Raw genomic sequence first — 17,695 nt, 5'->3', positions numbered from 1 at the left:
GGTCGGTGGCGTGGTGTCGGACTGGTCTCAGAGTGACCCGCGCCGGCCGCCGCCCTCGTCCTGTCCGAGCGCCTGCTTGAGGAAGTTGAGCCAGCGCTTCTGGTCGACGGCCTCCTTCCGGGCGCGTTCGCCCTCCACGTCTGCCGGCCCGAGCTGTTCGAGCGCGTCGAGGGCGCGGTCGATACCGATGATGCTGTTTGCGAGTGCCTCGCCCTCCTCGAAGCTGATCTCGCCCTCCTCGATCAGTTCGAGGCGCTCGATGCGCTCCCGGCGGAGGTTCCGTTTCGCCTGATCGACGCGCTCGCGCTCGCCCGCCGGGACGGTGTCGCGGCGCTTGATCTCGAAGACGAACTGCTTGAGTTCGAGGGTCTCCCCCTGTACCTCGATCTCCTCGGGGATCGTGGCGCCGATGGTGGCGGCCTCGCGGCCGACCCGCTCGAGCAGTTGCTTGCGCTCGTACTCCTTCACGGAAGCGAATTGGGCGGGCCGACTCTTTGCTCCTTCGCCCGGTATTCGTGGTTGGTGGTTCTACGGGGATGTTCTGGGATAGCGACGGCGACGTCTCGATGCTTGGCCCCTTGTAACCGCACCGCCCCGCACAGCCCACCGTCCCCAACCGACTCGGTCGCTCCGTCGTCGCTCCCTCCTCCCTCGCGCTGGGCTCGCGCACGGAGGCGCACGCGCTTCGCGCCCGATCGAGACGCTGTCGCGGTCGCTAGCTGAAGAGTCAGGAACCAAAACCGCCCGAAAAACGAAGAACGCGTGAATCCACCGGAACCGCGGCTACCGACTTACAGCCCGTAGAGATCGGTGAACTTCTCGTTGACGTAGTCGAGGAAGTAGTCGGCCGTCAGCGGTTCGCCGGTCGCCTCCTCGATCAGGTCGTCGGATTTGTAGGCCTGACCGTGGCTGTGGACGTTCTCGTTCATCCACTCACGCATCGGCTCGAAGTTCCCGTTGCGGATCTTGCCGTCCACGTCCGAGATGTCGTCGCGCATCGCGGCGTCGAGTTGGGCTGCGAGCACGCTGCCGATCGTGTAGCCCTGGAACCCCGCGAAGCGGGAGGACCAGTGGATGTCCTGCAGGCAGCCCTCGCCGACGCCGTCGGGCGTGACGCCGAGGTACTCCTCCATCTTCTGGTTCCACAGCTCCGGGATCTCGTCGACCTCGATCTCCCCGGCGACGAACGCGCTGTCGATCTCACACCGGAGGATGATGTGCATGTGGTAGGTCAGTTCGTCCGCCTCGACCCGGATGAGGTTGTTCGGGTAGATGCGGTTGACCGCCTCGTAGGCCTCCTGTGCGGTCAGGTCGTCGACGCCGTCGAGGTGCTCTTTGACCTGCGGCAGGAAGAAGTCCCAGAACGGCTTCGTGCGGCCGACGTGGTTCTCCCAGAAGCGGCTCTGGGACTCGTGGACGCCCGAGGAGAGCGACTGGCCGAGCGGCGTGCCGTACTCCTCCTTCGGGAGGCCGAGCATGTAGCTCGCGTGGCCGTACTCGTGGATGGTCGCCGTCAGGGCGTCCATCGGGTTCTCGGGCTTGTACCGCGTCGTCACGCGGGCGTCGAACTGCGTGCCCGAGGTGAACGGGTGGGCCGAGATGTCCAGTCGGCCGTGGTTGCGGTCGTAGCCGATGGCGTCGAGGGCGGCCTCGGAAAGCGCCTCCTGGGCCTCCTCGGGGTAGTCGCCGCCCTCGTAGGGCGAGGCGAGTTCGTCGCCGTTCTCGGTGATCTCGTCGATCAGCGGGACGAGTTCCTCCTTCAGGCGGTCGAAGATCTCGTTGGTGCGCTCACGCGAGATGTAGGGCAGGCCGTCCTCGTAGAGCACGTCGTAGGGGCGCTGGTCCGGGTTGATGTGCTCGGCCCGCTCGATGGAGAGGTCACGCAGCTTCTCGAGTCGGGGGGCGAACGCCTCGAAGTCGTTCTGGGCTTTGGCCTGCTGCCAGATCTCCTGGTTCTCCGTGGTCGTCTCGGAGAGTTCCTCGACGAGGTCGCCGGGCACGTCGGCGGTCCGGTCGTAGTTGCGCCGGATCTCGCGGACGGCGGCCTGCTGTCGCCAGTCGAGTTCGTCGGCGGCCTCCTCGCTGGCGATCAGGGCCTCCTCGAACTCGTCGGCGGTCAGCAGGTCGTGGGTGACCGCCGAGATCGCCGAAAGCTGCTTGGCGCGGGCGGGGGTGCCACCCTCGGGCATGGTGACCTGCTGGTCCCAGCCGAGTACGCCGCCGGCGTCGCCGAGGTAGGAGATGCGTCGGTTCTGCTCGATGAGGTCGCGGTAGGCGTCGGGCGCGTCCTCAGGAGGTTCCTCGATAGACACACGCGGGGGAACATCCCCCGAACCTATCAATCCGTGGGACGCGGCAGTTCGGGCGGCTACTCCGCCGTGCCGGCGTCGGCCTCGGCGTCGCCGCCGTCGTCGGCGGCGCCCATGTCGTCTTCCTCCATCGCCTCCTGGTAGCGCTCCATCGCCTCGTCGAAGCCGTCACTGGCCAGCCGGTAGGTCTCCCGGAGGTCCTGGATCGGCGTCTCGGTGGCGTCGACACGGAGGTCGTTGTAGTAGGGGTCGTGCTCGGCATCCTCGGTGGTACGGACCTTCAGCGCCGCGCTCTGGACGTGCAGTTCCTCGCGCTTGTCGCCGCCCTCGGCGTAGCCCGCCCCGAGCGCGTCGATCAGGCGCTGGGCGAGGGGGGCGTCGCGGCCGGAGTCCGCGTACGTCTCGGCGACGTTCTCGATGACGGACTCGCCCGCGAGGAGGTTGCCCGCGACGGTGTAGTTCTCCCCCTCGGTGTGGCCGTACCAGCCGTGACACTCCTCGCCGGAGAAGGTGAAGGCGCCGTCGGCGTCGACGCCGTGGAGTTGGCGGTTCTCGGCTCCCTCGTCGGCGTTCAGCAGCGACTGGAGCGCGTCCTCGACGGCGAGGCCGTCGTCGATGTACTCGATCCCCCGCTCCCCGAGTTCGACGTTGACCAGACTCTGGGTGGCGACGGCGCCGTTCTCCGAGGCGAACGGGCAGAGCGTCCCGACAGCCGGCAGGCGCGTGGTGACGGCGACACCGAACCGGAGTTGGTCGTTGCCGTCCTCGTCCTCGTACTCCTCGCGGACGCAGATGCTGAAAGTCACGGCCGGGTCTGGGGCCGGAGCGGGGAAAAGTGGTGCTCTCGCGGCAGCCGGCGGCGTGGACCCGCGGCGCAAGAACTAATGCCGCAGCCCCGGTTCTCGGGCACATGGGAATCATGAGCAAAATCCTCGGCGGGGGCGGCAACCGCAGTACCGAGGACTACGTCACTCTCGATCTGGAGGCGGACTTCGACAGCCCGGGCGCGGCCAACAGCATGCGGGTGCAGTTCGCGGAGATCGCCGGCCAGCAGGACGTCATCGCCATCAAGGACGCCGTCTACGACGGCGACCTCGTGATCGCCGACATCACCCGTCACTCCACCACCGACGCCGCCAGCGACCGCATCATCGACGAACTCCGGCAGGTCGCCCAGGAGGTCGACGGCGACATCGTCCAGAAGGGCGACGACCAGATCGTCATCACCCCGACGGGCGTCGGCATCTCGCGCGAGAAGCTGAACTGAGGCCTTTCGGCGCGGGGGTCACTCCCCGTTCCCGAACTGAAACCGACTGCGTGCCGCGGCTGCGTCGACGTCATCGGACTGCGTCCGGTCGGCAGACGAGGGCCCGCGGCTCTCCTCACCGTCGTCAGAGCGTGTCTGACCCGGGGGCGTGGATCGCCGATTATCCTCCACGCCGACGGCGTGGTAGGCCGCCCGGTAGCGTTCGAGTTTTCTGAACAGCAACAGTCCCCAGACGCCGTCGAAGACGGCGACGTACAGCAGGAACGACCCCAGCCCGGAGAGCCCTGTCACCGCGCCGACGATGGCGGGACCGAGGCCGATGGTGGCGTTGTAGAGGCCGTGGACGAACGCCGCGATCAGCACCCCCTTCAACACGAGCGGCCCACGGTGCTCCGGAGTGAACTTCGCCAGCCCGAGGTAGTAGCCCGCGAACGCCGAGTAGATGACGTGGCCCGGGCCGGCGATGGCCCGCGTCGCCGTGATCGCACTCCCCGCGGCGACCATCGAGAGGCCCATCTCCAACTCCGCGACCGCGAGGCTGCGCCGGATGTAGATGGCGTTCTCGATGAACGCAAAGCCCATGCCGGCCATCGCGCCGTAGACGGCGCCGTCGAGCACCGTCGAGAAGTGGTCGCTGCCGTAGGGCAACAGCCGGACCGCGAGCAGCTTCACCGTCTCCTCGACGGGGCCGACGATCAGGAAGTAGAACAGCACCGGCGTCAGCGTCCCGAGGCCCGCGACGTAGGGTTCGAGCCCGCTGTTGAGCCGGGCGGCGAAGGCGGCCGTGATCGCCCCCAAGAGGAACGTGCCGACGAGCAGCCAGAGCGGTTCGGTCGTCACGTCGGTGTACCAGACGTAGGCCGCAAGCCCGACCGCGGGGACCGCCGAGAGCACCGCGAGCGCCGCCGTCCGCGGGTCCGCGACGGCGGCGACCCCGCCGATGCTCGCGAGGATGGAGAACGCGGCGACGACGACGCCGATGCGGGCGCCGGCGTGCAGAACGGCGTAGGCGAGAGCGAGCGCACGGTCGGCCGCCGACCGTGGCGCCCACGTGGCGATCCCGTGGAGGTCCCGGGCGCCGTCGGCGGCGGCCTCGACGGGGTCGCGGTCGCTCGACATACGGACGTAGCGCAGGCGAGCGCCTTAACGTCTCGTCCGGAACCGTCACCTACCTGTTCCTCCCCGGCGAACAGGGAGCCATGACCGAGGAGACGGCCGGGGGCTCGAACGTCCGGGTACGGGGGATCTACGCCACCGCGCTCACGCGGACGCTGCTCGATGCCGGCCACCGTGTCGTACAGGCCTCGCCGCCGATCCGGCGGCGGTTCGACGCCGACCTCCCCGCGGGCGACCACGACGCCGCCATCGAGACCGGGCCGGATCGACAGGGGATCAACGTCGCCGGCGACGCCGACGCCGTCGAGTCGATCCGTGAACTGCTGGCCGGGACGGGGATCGACACGCTCGCGTGGGACGACCCCGCCCCCGTCGGCGCGGTGTTCGACGGGCGCGTGAGCGAGACGCTCGGCAGCGGCGCCGTCGTCACGCTGGGGGCGGTCGAGGGGTTCCTCCCGTTCCGGAACGTCGACGGCAGCATCGACGAGGGCGACGCGGTCCGCGTGCAGGTGAGCGACGCCGCCGCGCCGTGGGACCAAGACCGGCCGGTCCTCGACACCGACCTCCGGATCGAGGCGGGGCTGGCGACGCTCTCCCGTGGCCGCGAAGGGATCCGCGTCGCCGGCCGCGACGACGCCGCCGGCCGCGAACTCGCAGGGATCACCGACCTGCTGGGCGGGGACCCGCCCGACGGTTGGGGGCTGGAGTGGGGCTACGACGCCCGCGACGCGGACATGGACACGCTGGGCGACGCGCTGGAGCGAGCGTCAGCACGGGCCGCTGACCTCGAAGCCGCCGTCGAGGACGCCAGCGACCCCGAGCCGACCCGGGAGATCGCCAGCCCGACAGCCGGCGCGTGGCTCTGGTTCGGCCGCGAGTCCCGGTTCGCGCTCGACGAACGCCGCCGCGCGGTGACGACGACGATGCCGGGCCACCACCGGGTCAAGGCCGGCACCGACGCTGCCAGCGCGGGCGTCGACTTCGCCGAGGCGCTCTGTGGCGACCTCGGGGCGGAGTTCCCGTTCCCGGTGGTCGCCGACCAGTTCGGCCCGAACGAGGGCGATTACGTGCGGATCGACCACGGCAAGCCCGCGGGCCGGCGGATCGTGCTCGGGAAGGGCGAGGTCGTCGAACGCGACGGCGACGGCACGCTGGCGGTCGAACGAGAGATATCCGGCGGCGGCAGCTACGACGCGCTCGGGACGCCCCGGGCGTCCGGCGACACCGCGCTCACGAAGTTCCGCGAGGGGCGCTGGTGGTACCCGACGACCTATCGCAGCGCCGACGGTGAACACAAGGGCACCTACGTCAACATCTGCACGCCCGTCGAACTGTTCCCCGACGCGGTGCGCTACGTGGACCTCCACGTCGACGTAATCAAGTACCCCGACGGCACCGTCGAGCGCGTCGACGACGACGAACTCGACGAGGCGGTCGCCGCGGGCGAGGTGCCCGAGGCGCTGGCTGAAAAGGCACGCAGCGTCGCCTCGAGCATCGAGCGCGCGATCTGACTACTCGGCCGCCGCGTCGGTGCAGGTCGTCGAGTGGCTGACGACGCCCCCCGCGTCGACACGCACCGCGATTTCGGCTCGCGCCGCGGTGCCGCACGCCCCGGCGCTGATGCTCCGGAGTGGCGGCGTCTCGTCCGGGGCGGCGATGGTGACGACGACCGTACTGCCGGGGGCGGCCGAGTCGAACTCGATCCCCCTGCCCGACCCGCTCGTCGAGCGGAACTCCTGGCGCTGGTGGGGACCCAACGGGGTGAACGTGACCGCTCGCTCCCACGCTTCGTTGGGGACGTCCTCGACCGTCTCTGCGTCCGGGAACGTCTTCTCCTCCCCGTCCGGCTCGGTAAGTCGGAGGCCGCCGAACCCCGCGGCGACGACGGCGACGGTGAAGACGAGCGTCCGGTCGCTGTCGTTGGTGGCTGTCACGGAGACGACCTGCTCGGCGGGCGTCGACGGCGCCGCGTCGGGGGCGGTGCAGCCGGCGAGCCCGGTGGTGAGAGCGAGTCCGGAGAGGGAGAGGTACTGACGACGCTGCATACCGTGAAACTGGTCGGTGATCGAGAAAAGGTCAGCGGGAGCCGTGAGCGCGTGGCGCGCGGCTCAGAAGTGGTTGGGGTTCTCGGTCCCGTACTGGAGTTCGCCGCCGCGGCCGCCCTCGACGGTCGCCTCGCCCTGTTCACCCGTCGAGGGGACGAGCACGTGGACCTCGTCGACGTCGTCGAACTCGAGGATCAGGTCGCGCTTGATGTTCTGGGCCGTGAGGTCGCTGATCCCGCAGCCGGCACACGAGCCGCCGAGTTCGACGGTGACCGTGCCGGTCTCGGGGTCGGCCTCCCGGACGACGCTCCGGCCGCCGTGCATCTGGATGATGGGCATCTGCCCGACCATCCAGTTCTCGACGCGTGTTTTGAGGCTCTCCTCGCTCATTAGCTGTCCTTGGCGACCCGCACACTGGTAGCTTGCGGTTTCCCTGCATGGCGAACGGCGCGAAAAAACTGTGTCACGATCGTTCCCGCCACCACGCCAGCGCGCCGGCGACGCCGATCCCCGCGAGCGCCGACAGCGGGCCGTAGCCGGGTGCGCTGACCTCGGCGGCCGTCGACGGCTCACGGGTCGGAAGGTCCTCGGGGATCCCCTCGCCGTAGCCCCATGCCGTCTCGCCCGGCCCGTCGGGGAAGGTGTAGAGGCGTGCGGGGGAGCGGCCGGTGCCCCGGGAAGTGGCGACGAAACTGCCCCCCGGGACGGCTGCTCGGGCGGCCCAGAACTCCGCGTGAGGCGGGTCGGCCCACCACGTCAGTTCCCGTGGGTCTGCGGGGTCGGACACGTCGTGGCGCTTCACGCCGCCGTTGTACCACGAACTGTAGAGAACCCCGTTCCGGAGGTCGAAGTTGTGGGGGGTCGTCCACACGCCGCCACGTCCGTCGGGGTCACGGGGCGGCACGATGGTGGCACGGTGGCTCGGGTCGCTCGAACTCGAGACGTCGTAGAGGTCGATACCGGCCGGCCCGCCCTCGGGGAGCGTCTCGGTCGCGCGTGCCTCACGACCGACTGCGAGCAGGTCGCCCGCCTCGTCCACGGCGGCGTAGTGGGCGTTGCCCGGCATCGAGTAGGCCGTGTCAGCGTCGCGCCCGTAGGCGTCGACGACAGCGTCGGGGTCGCGGCCGATGTGGGTGATCGGCGAGGGGCTGTCGGGGTCCTGCAGGTCGACCAGCCAGGTTCCGGCGTCCCAGTGGGCGAGGTAGGCGACGCCGTCCTGCACGGTCACGTCGTGGACGTCGCGAGCGCCGTTGGGGACGCTCCCCCAGGACTCGTCGTGGTCCGTGATCGACCAGCTACCGACCCGTTCGGGCTCCCCGGCCACGTCGAGTACGTCCAGCCGACCGCCGGAGTAGTCGGCGGTGAGGTACGCCCGGCCGTCGGCGACCTCGCAGTTGTGAATCCGGTAGGTCGTCTCGTGGAACGCCCGCTCCTCGGGCGATTCGGGGTCGGACACGTCGACGACGAGCGCGCCCGAGATACCGCCACCGTCGTTGACGACGACGAGGGTGTCGCCGTCGACGGCGACGTCGGTGACGCTGTCGAACGATCGGCCGAGGTCACCGGCGAGTAGGTCGCGGCTCACGTTGATCCCGCGGCGCTCGGCGACGACGCTCGGCTCCGCGGGGTCGCTCACGTCGACGACCGCGAAGCCGTCACCGACAGCCACGAAGGCGGTGGTGCCGTCGGCCGAGACGACCGCCTCGGTTGCGCCGGGGAGTTCGACCCGCCCGAGCGGGCCGTAGCCGGCGTCGACCCGCGGCGCCGACGTGCCCGTGGCGTCGGTGCCGGCGGGTGTCGGGTGAGCGGCGGCGCTCCCGGGCAGCGATCCGACCGCGAGGCTGCCGGCGAAGCCGCCGCCGAGCAGCCGGAGGGCGTCGCGTCTGCGCACGGGGTCCGGACGGCGCGAGAAGTGAAAAAGCGGCAGGGTCCTGTCTCCGGTCAGACATCACTCCGAGCGCGAGCGCCACCACGCCAGCGTGCCGACGCCGATGCCGGCGAGCCCGGTGAGCGCCCCGAACCCGGGTCCGTCGGCGGCTGTCTCGCTTGGAGCGTCGGTCCCGATGGCTGTCGGCGACCGTGTCGCGACCGCCGGGTCGTCGCCGAACCCCCACGTCGTCTCGCCCGGCCCGTCGGGGAAGACGTACAGCGCCGCCGCCGAGTCAGTGGTCGCCCGTGAGGAGGCGACGAACGTCGAACCGGGCACGCCGACGCGGGCGGTCCAGAACTCCGCGTGGGGGCGGTCGGCCCACCACGTCAGCTGTTCGGGCGCGGTCGGGTCCGACACGTCGTGGCGCTTGACGCCGCCGCGGTACCACGCGCTATAGAGGACGCCGTCGCGGAACTCGAAGTTGTGGGCGGTCGTCCACGAACCCTCCTGCGTCGCGTCGGGGGTCGGCGGCGGCTGGATCGTCGAGAGCTGTCGGGGGGCGGCCGGGTCGCTGATGTCGTAGAGGTCGATGCCGCCGGGGCCGCCCTCGGGGAGGTCCTCGGTCGCCCACGCTTCGCGGCCGATGGCCAGCAGGTCCCCGGCCTCGTCGACGGCGGCGTAGTGGTCGTTGCCCGGCAGCGCGTCGTAGCTGTCGTCGCCGTACCGGAAGTCGTCGGCGACGGTCTCGGGGCCGCGGCCGATGTGGCTGATGACCGACGGTTCGCTCGGGTCTGACACGTCGAGCAGCCACGTTCCGGCGTCCCAGTGGGCGAGGTAGGCCACGTCGTCCTGGACGTACACGTCGTGGAGGATCCGTGGGATCGGCGGCGGTAGCTCCCAGTCGTCGTCGTAGTCGGTGAGGTCCCATTCGGCGATGGCGGTTGGCTCGCCGCTCACGTCGACGATCGCCAGCCGGCGGCGCTCGCCGGTGTTGGCGGTCAGGTAGGCGGTATCACCGTCGAGGAAGGCGTTGTGGATCGGGTAGGGCGTCTCGTAGAACGAGCGGTGTTGCGGGTCCGCGGGGTCGCTCACGTCGACGACCAGCGCGCCGGCGATGGCGCTCTGGCCGGGGTTCGCGGGCCCGACGACCAGCAGGGTGTCGCCGGAGCGTTTCACGTCGTAGATCCCGCGGAGCGGGCCGTTCTCGCGGTCCGAAAGGAGGCCGCGGCGCTCGGCGATCACGGTCGGGTCAGTGGGGTCCGAGAGGTCGACGACGGCGTAGCCGGTGGTAGCGGCGACGAAGGCGGTGGCGCCGTCGGGCGTGACGACGGCGTCGGTCGTCCCCTCGATTTCGACCCGGCCGACCGGGCCGTAGGTGTCCTCTCTGGTACGGGGTGTGCCCTCGCCGGGGGTGCCGACCGGCGTCGGGTGGGCGGCGGCGGTGCGGGAGAAGAACGTGCCGCCGGCGAGTACGGCGAGCGCCTCGCGCCTGCGCATGCTCGAAGGTGGCTTCCCGGAGGGATAAGCGGTCTGATACCGGGGGCGAAACGGGCTTGTTTCGGGCGTTCGACCCTACGAGCATGCACGACGCAGACCTCGACGGCCGGGTCGCGCTGGTCACCGGGAGCGCCTCGGGCGTGGGCCGAGGGCTCGCGCTCGCGCTGGCCGACGCCGGCGCGGACGTGGCGGTTCACTACCACAGCAGCGACGCCGCCGCGGCGACGACGGCCGCCGACGCCGAGGCCCTCGGCGTGACGGCGACGACGGTACAGGGCGACGTGACCGACCCCGAGAGCGTGAACGGGATGTTCGAGGCGGTCGAGGCGGAACTCGGGAGCGTCGACGTGCTCGTGAACAACGTCGGCGACTTCGACCCGCGCCACTGGTCGGAGATCGATCTCGCGGACTGGAACCGGGTGCTCGACACCAACCTCACCGGGACGATGCTCTGCTGTCGCCGGGCGCTCCCCGCGATGCGCGGACAGGAGTGGGGACGGATCGTCAACGTCGGCTACGCGGGCAGCGACAAGGCACTGACCGGAGCGACGAACTTCCCCTATTTCGTCGCCAAGACGGGCGTGTTGATGTTCACCAGGATGCTCGCGAGCGACACGCAGGACGACGGGATCACCGTCAACGCCGTCTCGCCGTACGTGATCGAGACGAGCGACGAGTTCCCCGACGAGGCCCCGCGCGGCCGCTGGGGCACCGTCGAGGACGTGGCGAACGCGGCGCTCTTTTTCTGTGACTCGGACAGCGATTACGTGTCAGGTGAGAACATCGAGATCGACGGCGGCTGGCTGCCGGAGTCGATCTAGTAGTCGGGGGCGTCGTCCTCGACTTCGCGCTTGAGGGACTCGCGGCGGGACTTGGCGTCGCGGCCGGTGGCTTCGAGCAGGAAGTCGTTCTTGGCGTCGACGGCCTCGCCGGCGGCTTCGAGTTCGTCGGGGCCGAGTTCGGTGGGGTCACGCTCCTCGAACTCCACGCCGAGCCAGTCCTTCTTACCCGAGTACTTCACCGCGCCGGCGACGATGCGCTCGAACACGGGGTTGTCGGGCTCCTCGACGACGTAGAGGTCACTCCCCTTGTACTCCTCGGTGCCGGAGATCTCGCCGAAGTACTCCTCGACGGTCGCTTCCATGTCCGGGATGCGCTCTTCGAGGGTCTCGCCCCGTCGCATCTTGTACTCCTTCATGCGAGCCGTTTCGCGAGGCGACGGTTTACCAGTTGTGGGTCGTCGCTACTCCGCCTTCTGCTGTTCGGTGATGTACCCCTTCCGGCATTCGGGGCAGATGTCGCCGGCCCGCATCGAGGAGTTCCCCACGTCGCGGGTCAGCCCGCACTCGGGGCAGACGTACTGTCGGCCGGCGTCGCGGCTGGACTGCTCCAGGTCGACGGTCGCGGTCGGCGCGTCGGCGGCCGTCGAGTCACCCTGTTCGTCCCGGTGGCCGTTCGCGCGGTCCGGTTCGCTCGCCGGCTCCGTCTCGGGCTCCGGTTCCGGGTCGGACTCCGGCTCGCTGTGTGCCGTCGACTCCCGCGTCGCCGCCGGTTGGTCCCGGTCGGCGTCGCTGGGAGTGATACCGCCGCCGAAGTCGATGTCGGCCGGCTCGCCGTCGGGTACGGTGGCGTCGTGGCCCTCGTCCTCGCCGGGGGCTGCGGGCCACGGCATGTGGCCGTCCTCGGTCTCCTCGCGCTCCGGTTCGGGCTCGCTCGTCGGCTCCGGCTCCGGTTCGTTCGTCGGCTCCGGACTCTCGGAGGGTTCGGGGCCGGCATCGAGGATCTCGGCGTCCTCGTCCTCCGCGACGGAGGCCGTGGAACTGGGCTGGCTCTCGGGCTCGTTCGCCGGCTCCGGTGTCGCGTTGTTCTCGGGGCCGGCGTCGATGATCTCGGCGTCCTCGCCGTCGGGCGAGACGGGCTCACCGACGTTCAGGTCGTCCCCGGGGACCTCCTCGGGACTGGCCTCCTCCTCCCACTGCCGGCGGGCGTCCTCGGGTCGGGCGTCGTCGCCGTCGTCGAGGATCACGCCGTCGTCGCTCTCGGCGTCGGGCGCCTCCTCGTCGTCGTCGGGGCCGCGCTGGCCGGGGTGGACCGGCACGTCGTCGTCCTCGTCGGTCTGCTCGGACTGGGCGTCTGGCTCGGACTCGGCCGCCTCGCTCGCGAGCATGTCGTCGTCCTTCTCGGCCTGTTCGATGATGTCGGCGACGCCGCGGTCGATAGGGTCCTGCGCGGGTGCCGACTCCGGTTCCGCCGACTCGCTCTCGGCGGCAGCCTCGTCCGGTTCGGGCCGGCTCCCGGCGGTGCCGGCGTCGTCCCGGTCCGTCGAGAGTTCGTCGGCACTCCACTGGTCGGCCGCGCTGTCGCCCGGACTGTCCGCCGTGGCGGCGTTCCCGGCGTCGCTCGCGGGCTGGCTCGACGACCCGGCGGGCTCGCCCGTCGCGGACTGTCGAAGCTGGTCGATGGAGGTGATCTCTTTGTTCTCGCTGACGACCTGCTTCTCCCCACAGCGCTTACACGTCTTGACCTCCCGGACGGTAACGACGACCTCGTTACCCTCCTCGTTTCGTTCGCGCTCGGTTTCCGGCTCGTCGAAGTCGTGTCCGAGCAGACACCTAAGTCCCATTATCGGAGATAGACGCCCGGAGGGCTAAAAATACCCCGCCACTGCCCGCCAGCCGGCGATCACCGCGCCGGCCGCTGGCGGCGCCGGTAGCGATAAGCCGCTCCCGGCCCCAGGGGCGCCTATGGCAGTCAGTCCGGAGCACCGTGACCGCGATGAAGTCGAGTTCGGGGTGCTTGCCGCGCTTGCGGACCGCGCCGACGAAGGGATGAGCGTACTCGAACTCCGCGCGGCGGTCGACGCCGACATCGACCGACTCGAACCCGCGCTCGCGGAGTTGAAGGAGGCCGAGCTGATCGAGGTCGAACGCGAGGACGACCGCGTCGTCCTCTACCCCGCGGACGGCGTCGTCGCCGACCCCGAGGAGATGGCCGACGAGGAGCCGAGCGTCCTGTCGATCATCCGCAACCGGTTCGGGCTCTGAGTCGGCGAACCGGCGGAGTTTTTCCCGGCGCCGTCGAACCCCACAGCAATGACGCTCGTCGGTGGGAGCCACGCCGCACACGGGGCAACGTTCGGTCGGCGCGGCGGCCGCGAGGTGGTCGAGGAGTACGGACGCGCCGAGCGAGCGGTCCGGGCGGTCCGTAACGCCGTCGGCGTGATCGAGATGGGCTACGGCGTCGTTGTCGTGAGCGGCGAGGACCGCCACGCCGTCGTCGACGACGCCGTCACCAACGACGTGCCCGACGCCGACGGCGAGGGCTGTTACGCGCTCGTCCTCGACACCGCGGGGACGGTCGATACCGAACTGTTCGTCTACACGACCGGCGAGCGACTGCTGCTGTTCACGCCGCCGGGCCGCGCCGACGCGCTCGTCACCCGACTCGGCGAGTCCGGCGCCGACGCGACCGTCCGCGAGGCGACGACCGAGTTCGGCGTCTTCGGCGTCCACGGGCCGATGGCGACCGAGAAGGTCGCCTCTGTACTCCACAATGCCGGCGCGCCAACGGGGGCGTTCTCGTTCGTCCGCGGGTCGATGGGTGACGCCGGCGTCTCCGTCGTCGCCGGCGACGCCCCCGGCGGCGAGGAGAGCTACGAGGTGATCTGTGCCGCTGACGACGCCGAGGAGGTGTGGACCACGCTGCTCTCGCGGGGCAACGGCGCCGCCCCCTTCGGCTACCGGACCTACGAGACGCTGGCGCTCGAAGCCGGGACGCCACTGTTCGCCTCCGAGATACGGGGCAACCGACCCGAATCGGTCGGGCTGACTGGCGCCGCGGGGCTCCCGACCGGCGACGACGCCCACCGGCGGCTGGTCGGAATCGAACTCGGCGGCGAGAAGGGTGATCCCCTCCCGGACCCGGGGGCAGCGGTCGTCGACGGCGGTGAGTCGGTCGGCCGGCTGACGCGAGCGTGCTGGAGTCCGTCGCGCTCGGCGGCCATCGGGTTCGCGTTCGTGTCCCGGGACGCCACCGTGACGGCCGTCCGTGCTGACGGGGTGGAGTTCCCGGCCGACCGGGCGTCGCTCCCGTTCGTCGACGGAAGCGATCGCTCGGGCCGGCTGCCGTCGTTCTGAGGCCTCCCCGCACGGTTCCGGCCCTGTTCGGCCCGTCTAGTCACCCTTTTGGGTATCGCCCTGGTTCTGTACCGTATGTCGGTAGAACGCGTTTCTACGGGTGTGGGCGGACTCGACGACGTCCTACAGGGGGGGCTCGTCGCGGAGCGAACGTACATGATTCGGGGGTCGCCGGGGACCGGGAAGACGATCCTCGGCCTGCAGTTCCTGACCGCCGAACCCGAGGAAAAGACCCTCTGTGTCAACTTCGAGGAGACCACGGAGAACATCACGCAGAACGCCGAGAGCCTCGGGATCGACGTCTCGGACGTCGAGTTCCTCGACCTCTCGCCGGACTCGGACGTGTTCACGGAGACCCAGTCCTACGACGTGTTCGCGCCGGACGAGGTCGAGTCCGAGGGCGTCACCGAGCGCATCGTCGAGGCCGTCGACAAACACGACCCGGACCGGGTGTTCGTCGACCCGGTGACCCAGCTTCGACATTTCTCGCCGGACGACTACCAGTTCCGCAAGGAGGTCGCCTCGTTCATGAGCTACCTCCGCGAGCGGGGGGCGACGGTGCTGTTCTCCACGCAGCCGACCGAGGAGGACCCCGACGACGACCTCCAGTTCATCTGTGACGGGACGATCTCGATGAGCCACGCCGAGAAGGGTCGCGTCATCGAGGTGCCGAAGTTCCGTGGGTCGGACTTCCAGAGCGGCCAGCACACCGTCCAGATCGGCGAGGGCGGGCTCACGGTGTTCCCGATCCTCGAACCCGAACAGCACGAGACCGAGTTCGAGGCCCACTCGCTGTCGTCGGGCATCACCGGGCTCGACTCGATGCTCCACGGCGGGATCGAACGCGGCGCGGTCACCGTTATCAGCGGCTCCAGTGGGGTCGGGAAGACCACCACCGGCACCGCGTTCATGAAGGAGGCCGCCCAGCGCGAGGAGCGCTCGGTGATCTACCTGTTCGAGGAGGCCATGGAGACGTTCGTCCACCGGTGTGAGAGCATCGGCATCCCCGTCGAGGAGATGATGGAGTCCGGCAGCCTCCGTGTCGAGGAGATGGAGCCGCTGCAGGTGTCGGCCGACGAGTTCGCCGCCAAGGTTCGCAGGGAGGTCGAGGAGAAGGGGGCCGAGATGGTGATGATCGACGGGCTCTCGGGCTACCGACTCTCGATCCGCGGCGACGAGGAGGAGCTCGTCCGCGAACTCCACTCGCTCTGTCGGTACTGTAAGAACATGGGCGTCACCGTCGTCCTCACCGACGATGTCGAGGGCGTCACCGGCGATTTCGAGCCCACGAGCGCACGGATCAGCTACCTCGCGGACAACATCATGTTCCTCCGGTATCTCGAACTCGACGGACAGCTCCACAAGGCCGCCGGGGTGCTCAAGAAGCGCGCCTCCGACTTCGAACGCGGACTGCGGGAGTTCCGGATCACCGAAGACGGGGTGCAGGTGGGGGAGCCACTCACCGACCTCAGGGGCATCCTGACCGGTACGCCGACGTTCGACGAGAATGGCCAATAACCCCCCCGAGGAACGGCGGGTCCTCCTGCGGATGCGGGACGGGGAGAACCGTCGCCTGCTCGGGGAGTGGCTGGCCGACGAGCCGGGCTACCAGCCGATCGTCGCCGACTCCGACGACGCGTTCAACGCGGAGTTCGACTGTGCGATCCTCGACACCGCGACGCTGCCGGAGTCCGGCGACAACCTCGCGGCGCGGCGTCGGATGGAGCCGGTGTTCCTGCCGGTGTTGCTGTTGCTCCCCAAACGAACCGGCGGCGACGCGCTGAAAGCCTTAGAGCAGCTTCCGGGCCACGTCCGTAGCAGTGTCGACGACACAATCGAGGCGCCGGTCCAGAAGCGTGCGCTCCGCCACCGGCTGGACACGCTCGTTCGCGCTCGGGAGTACGCCGAGCAGTTGAACCGCTCGCGCGACCGGTACCACCGGCTGCTCGAGATGCTGCCCGAAGCCGTGCTGTTGCTCCGGGACGGCGCGACCGAGTACGTCAACGAGGCCGCCATCTCGCTGCTCGAACGCGAGGAGCCACACCTGATCGGCGACCACCCGGTCACCTACGTCGCGCCGGAGGACCAACCGGCGCTCGCACGCTATCTTCGCGAACTCCGAAACGGTCGCGGTGAGACGGGTGTCAAAGTCGAGATCGTCGCCGACGGCGAACGGGTTCCCGTGGAGTTCCGCGGGGTCAGACTGTTCGAGGAGGACGACGACGGCGACGACGAGCCGCTGGTCCAACTCCTGATCCACGAAGCGGAGATGATCGACGGCGAGGCGCTGGGACAGCCCTAAGGCAGGTAACTGCGCAGGTGCTCGCGGGAGAACAGCGTCGTCGGCCGATCCATGTGGACCCCGATCTTTCCGGACGTCGCACGGAGTCCGAGCCGCTGGATCGGCCCGGGCAGCGAGTACGCCCGGCGGAGCCAGTGACCCATCCTGATCTCCGTTTCCAGTTCCTCGCGCCAGGCCGTCTCGTAGGCCGAGAGCGTCGCGGGGTCGTCCGGGTCGATCTGTCGGACCGCGTGATCCGCCGAGCGCATGCCGTAGAGGATGCCCCCGCCGGTGAACGGCTTCGTCTGGGCGGCGGCGTCGCCGACGAGGAACACGCGGTGTGAGGTGACCGAGTCGGGCGGCCCGATGGGGATGGCGCCGGAACAGAAGCGGTCGATGTCGGCGCCGTAGGCGTCGACGAGGTCGTCGAAGCGCGCTCGCGCGTCCTCGTCGGCGTCGGGGCGGACCGCCAGCCCGTACTCGACGCCGGCCTCCCCGCGGGGGATGCGCCACGCGAAGAAACTCGGCACCGTCAGATGCACGTCGACGAAGTCGCCGTGGTCAGGTTCGGGGTCGAACCCCAGCACGCCGTGGAGCTTCTCGTCGGGTTCGGGGAGGCCGACCGACCGGCGGACCCGCGAGACCGGGCCGTCACAGCCGGCGACCATCTTCGCTTCGACGGTGAAGGGCTCGTCGTCGTCGGGCGAGACGGTGAGTTCGACGCTGTCGAGGCCCTCCTCGACGCCCGTGACCGTGTGACCGTCACGGACGTCGGCGCCGGCGTCGACGGCGGCGTCGGCCAGAACCCGGTCGAGGTGTTCGCGGTCGATGACGTTCGAGACCGGTTCGTCCTTGTAGAAGGAGTAGGCCTCGCTCCCCGGGCCGCCGACGTGGAAGTCGGCACCGTAGACGTGGTTCTGGAGCAACTCCTCGCGGGCGCCCTCCGGCGTGTACTCCCAGATGTCCCCCGAGACGTGCCCCGAACAGGCGAGCGGCGTTCCGATCTGCCCTTGTTCGAAGGCGATCACGTCGTGGCCCGCCTCGGCGGCACGCCGGGCGACGCGCGCGCCGGCGGGGCCGACGCCGACGACGGCGAAGTCGTACATACCCCCGCCTATCCGCGCTCGGGACATATGTCTCGTGGTTAGCGTACAGCCGACGCGCTTCCCTATCG

The 17,695-nt window shown here is 69.9% G+C and carries 18 protein-coding genes; 7 read left to right on the top strand and 11 right to left on the bottom strand.

Annotated features, from left to right (window positions below; genetic code table 11):
• Positions 1 to 27 precede the first annotated feature (27 nt).
• The 3 genes from NO998_RS03525 to NO998_RS03515 form a co-directional block, all read right to left on the bottom strand.
• Positions 28 to 468, bottom strand: coding sequence for a DUF5788 family protein (locus tag NO998_RS03525; RefSeq protein ID WP_267645658.1), 441 nt, complete (start codon positions 466 to 468; stop codon positions 28 to 30).
• 323 nt (positions 469 to 791) lie between these two features.
• On the bottom strand, positions 792 to 2,312 hold the full coding sequence (locus NO998_RS03520) for a carboxypeptidase M32 (RefSeq protein WP_267645657.1): 1,521 nt from the start codon (positions 2,310 to 2,312) through the stop codon (positions 792 to 794).
• A gap of 56 nt (positions 2,313 to 2,368) precedes the next feature.
• On the bottom strand, positions 2,369 to 3,115 hold the full coding sequence (locus tag NO998_RS03515; protein ID WP_267645656.1) for a DUF1028 domain-containing protein: 747 nt from the start codon (positions 3,113 to 3,115) through the stop codon (positions 2,369 to 2,371).
• Positions 3,116 to 3,219: 104 nt separating this feature from the next.
• Here NO998_RS03515 and NO998_RS03510 point away from each other — a divergent pair, with 104 nt between their 5' ends.
• A complete protein-coding gene (locus NO998_RS03510; protein ID WP_267645655.1) occupies positions 3,220 to 3,576 on the top strand; it encodes a cell division protein SepF in 357 nt (118 codons plus the stop codon).
• Positions 3,577 to 3,594: 18 nt separating this feature from the next.
• Here the strand turns inward: NO998_RS03510 and NO998_RS03505 are convergent, their stop codons facing one another.
• Entirely contained in the window at positions 3,595 to 4,695 is a 1,101-nt protein-coding gene (locus NO998_RS03505; protein WP_267645654.1) for a PrsW family intramembrane metalloprotease, read from the bottom strand.
• Positions 4,696 to 4,775: 80 nt separating this feature from the next.
• Between NO998_RS03505 and NO998_RS03500 the strand changes: the two genes are divergently transcribed.
• Positions 4,776 to 6,203, top strand: a complete 1,428-nt coding sequence (locus tag NO998_RS03500; protein ID WP_267645653.1) for a ribonuclease FAU-1 family protein — start codon at positions 4,776 to 4,778, stop codon at positions 6,201 to 6,203.
• On the opposite strand, the gene NO998_RS03495 is transcribed toward NO998_RS03500, so the two are convergent.
• The 4 genes from NO998_RS03495 to NO998_RS03480 all read right to left on the bottom strand — a co-directional run bounded on the left by NO998_RS03495 (position 6,204) and on the right by NO998_RS03480 (position 10,104).
• A complete protein-coding gene (locus NO998_RS03495) occupies positions 6,204 to 6,737 on the bottom strand; it encodes a hypothetical protein (RefSeq protein WP_267645652.1) in 534 nt (177 codons plus the stop codon).
• Positions 6,738 to 6,800: 63 nt separating this feature from the next.
• Positions 6,801 to 7,127: a NifU family protein gene (locus NO998_RS03490; protein WP_267645651.1), complete on the bottom strand. Its 327-nt coding sequence runs from the start codon at positions 7,125 to 7,127 to the stop codon at positions 6,801 to 6,803.
• Positions 7,128 to 7,200: 73 nt separating this feature from the next.
• Entirely contained in the window at positions 7,201 to 8,628 is a 1,428-nt protein-coding gene (locus tag NO998_RS03485) for an LVIVD repeat-containing protein (RefSeq protein ID WP_267645650.1), read from the bottom strand.
• Positions 8,629 to 8,685: 57 nt separating this feature from the next.
• Entirely contained in the window at positions 8,686 to 10,104 is a 1,419-nt protein-coding gene (locus NO998_RS03480; RefSeq protein ID WP_267645649.1) for an LVIVD repeat-containing protein, read from the bottom strand.
• 83 nt (positions 10,105 to 10,187) lie between these two features.
• Between NO998_RS03480 and NO998_RS03475 the strand changes: the two genes are divergently transcribed.
• Entirely contained in the window at positions 10,188 to 10,925 is a 738-nt protein-coding gene (locus NO998_RS03475) for an SDR family NAD(P)-dependent oxidoreductase (RefSeq protein WP_267645648.1), read from the top strand.
• On the opposite strand, the gene NO998_RS03470 is transcribed toward NO998_RS03475, so the two are convergent.
• A complete protein-coding gene (locus NO998_RS03470; RefSeq protein ID WP_267645647.1) occupies positions 10,922 to 11,302 on the bottom strand; it encodes a DUF5611 family protein in 381 nt (126 codons plus the stop codon). The two genes, NO998_RS03475 and NO998_RS03470, sit on opposite strands and share 4 nt — an antisense overlap.
• Before the next feature lie 45 nt (positions 11,303 to 11,347).
• Positions 11,348 to 12,727, bottom strand: coding sequence for a DUF7093 family protein (locus tag NO998_RS03465; protein ID WP_267645646.1), 1,380 nt, complete (start codon positions 12,725 to 12,727; stop codon positions 11,348 to 11,350).
• Positions 12,728 to 12,848: 121 nt separating this feature from the next.
• On the opposite strand from NO998_RS03465, the gene NO998_RS03460 reads away from it, so the two are divergent.
• The 4 genes from NO998_RS03460 (at position 12,849) to NO998_RS03445 (ending at position 16,542) form a co-directional block, all read left to right on the top strand.
• The gene (locus NO998_RS03460; RefSeq protein ID WP_267645645.1) at positions 12,849 to 13,148 is read left to right on the top strand and encodes a DUF6432 family protein; all 300 of its coding nucleotides are present in this window, start codon (positions 12,849 to 12,851) and stop codon (positions 13,146 to 13,148) included.
• 48 nt (positions 13,149 to 13,196) lie between these two features.
• Entirely contained in the window at positions 13,197 to 14,240 is a 1,044-nt protein-coding gene (locus NO998_RS03455) for a glycine cleavage T C-terminal barrel domain-containing protein (protein ID WP_267645644.1), read from the top strand.
• A 75-nt stretch (positions 14,241 to 14,315) separates the two neighbouring features.
• On the top strand, positions 14,316 to 15,758 hold the full coding sequence (locus tag NO998_RS03450) for an ATPase domain-containing protein (protein ID WP_267645643.1): 1,443 nt from the start codon (positions 14,316 to 14,318) through the stop codon (positions 15,756 to 15,758).
• A complete protein-coding gene (locus NO998_RS03445) occupies positions 15,748 to 16,542 on the top strand; it encodes a PAS domain-containing protein (RefSeq protein ID WP_267645642.1) in 795 nt (264 codons plus the stop codon). The genes NO998_RS03450 and NO998_RS03445 overlap by 11 nt, the downstream gene beginning before the upstream one ends.
• Here the strand turns inward: NO998_RS03445 and NO998_RS03440 are convergent.
• The gene (locus NO998_RS03440; protein ID WP_267645641.1) at positions 16,539 to 17,627 is read right to left on the bottom strand and encodes a geranylgeranyl reductase family protein; all 1,089 of its coding nucleotides are present in this window, start codon (positions 17,625 to 17,627) and stop codon (positions 16,539 to 16,541) included. The two genes, NO998_RS03445 and NO998_RS03440, sit on opposite strands and share 4 nt — an antisense overlap.
• Positions 17,628 to 17,695 lie beyond the last annotated feature (68 nt).

It is taken from the genome of Halolamina litorea, assembly GCF_026616205.1.
Lineage (GTDB): Archaea > Halobacteriota > Halobacteria > Halobacteriales > Haloferacaceae > Halolamina > Halolamina litorea.
This window is presented reverse-complemented; position numbering and strand designations above follow the sequence as displayed.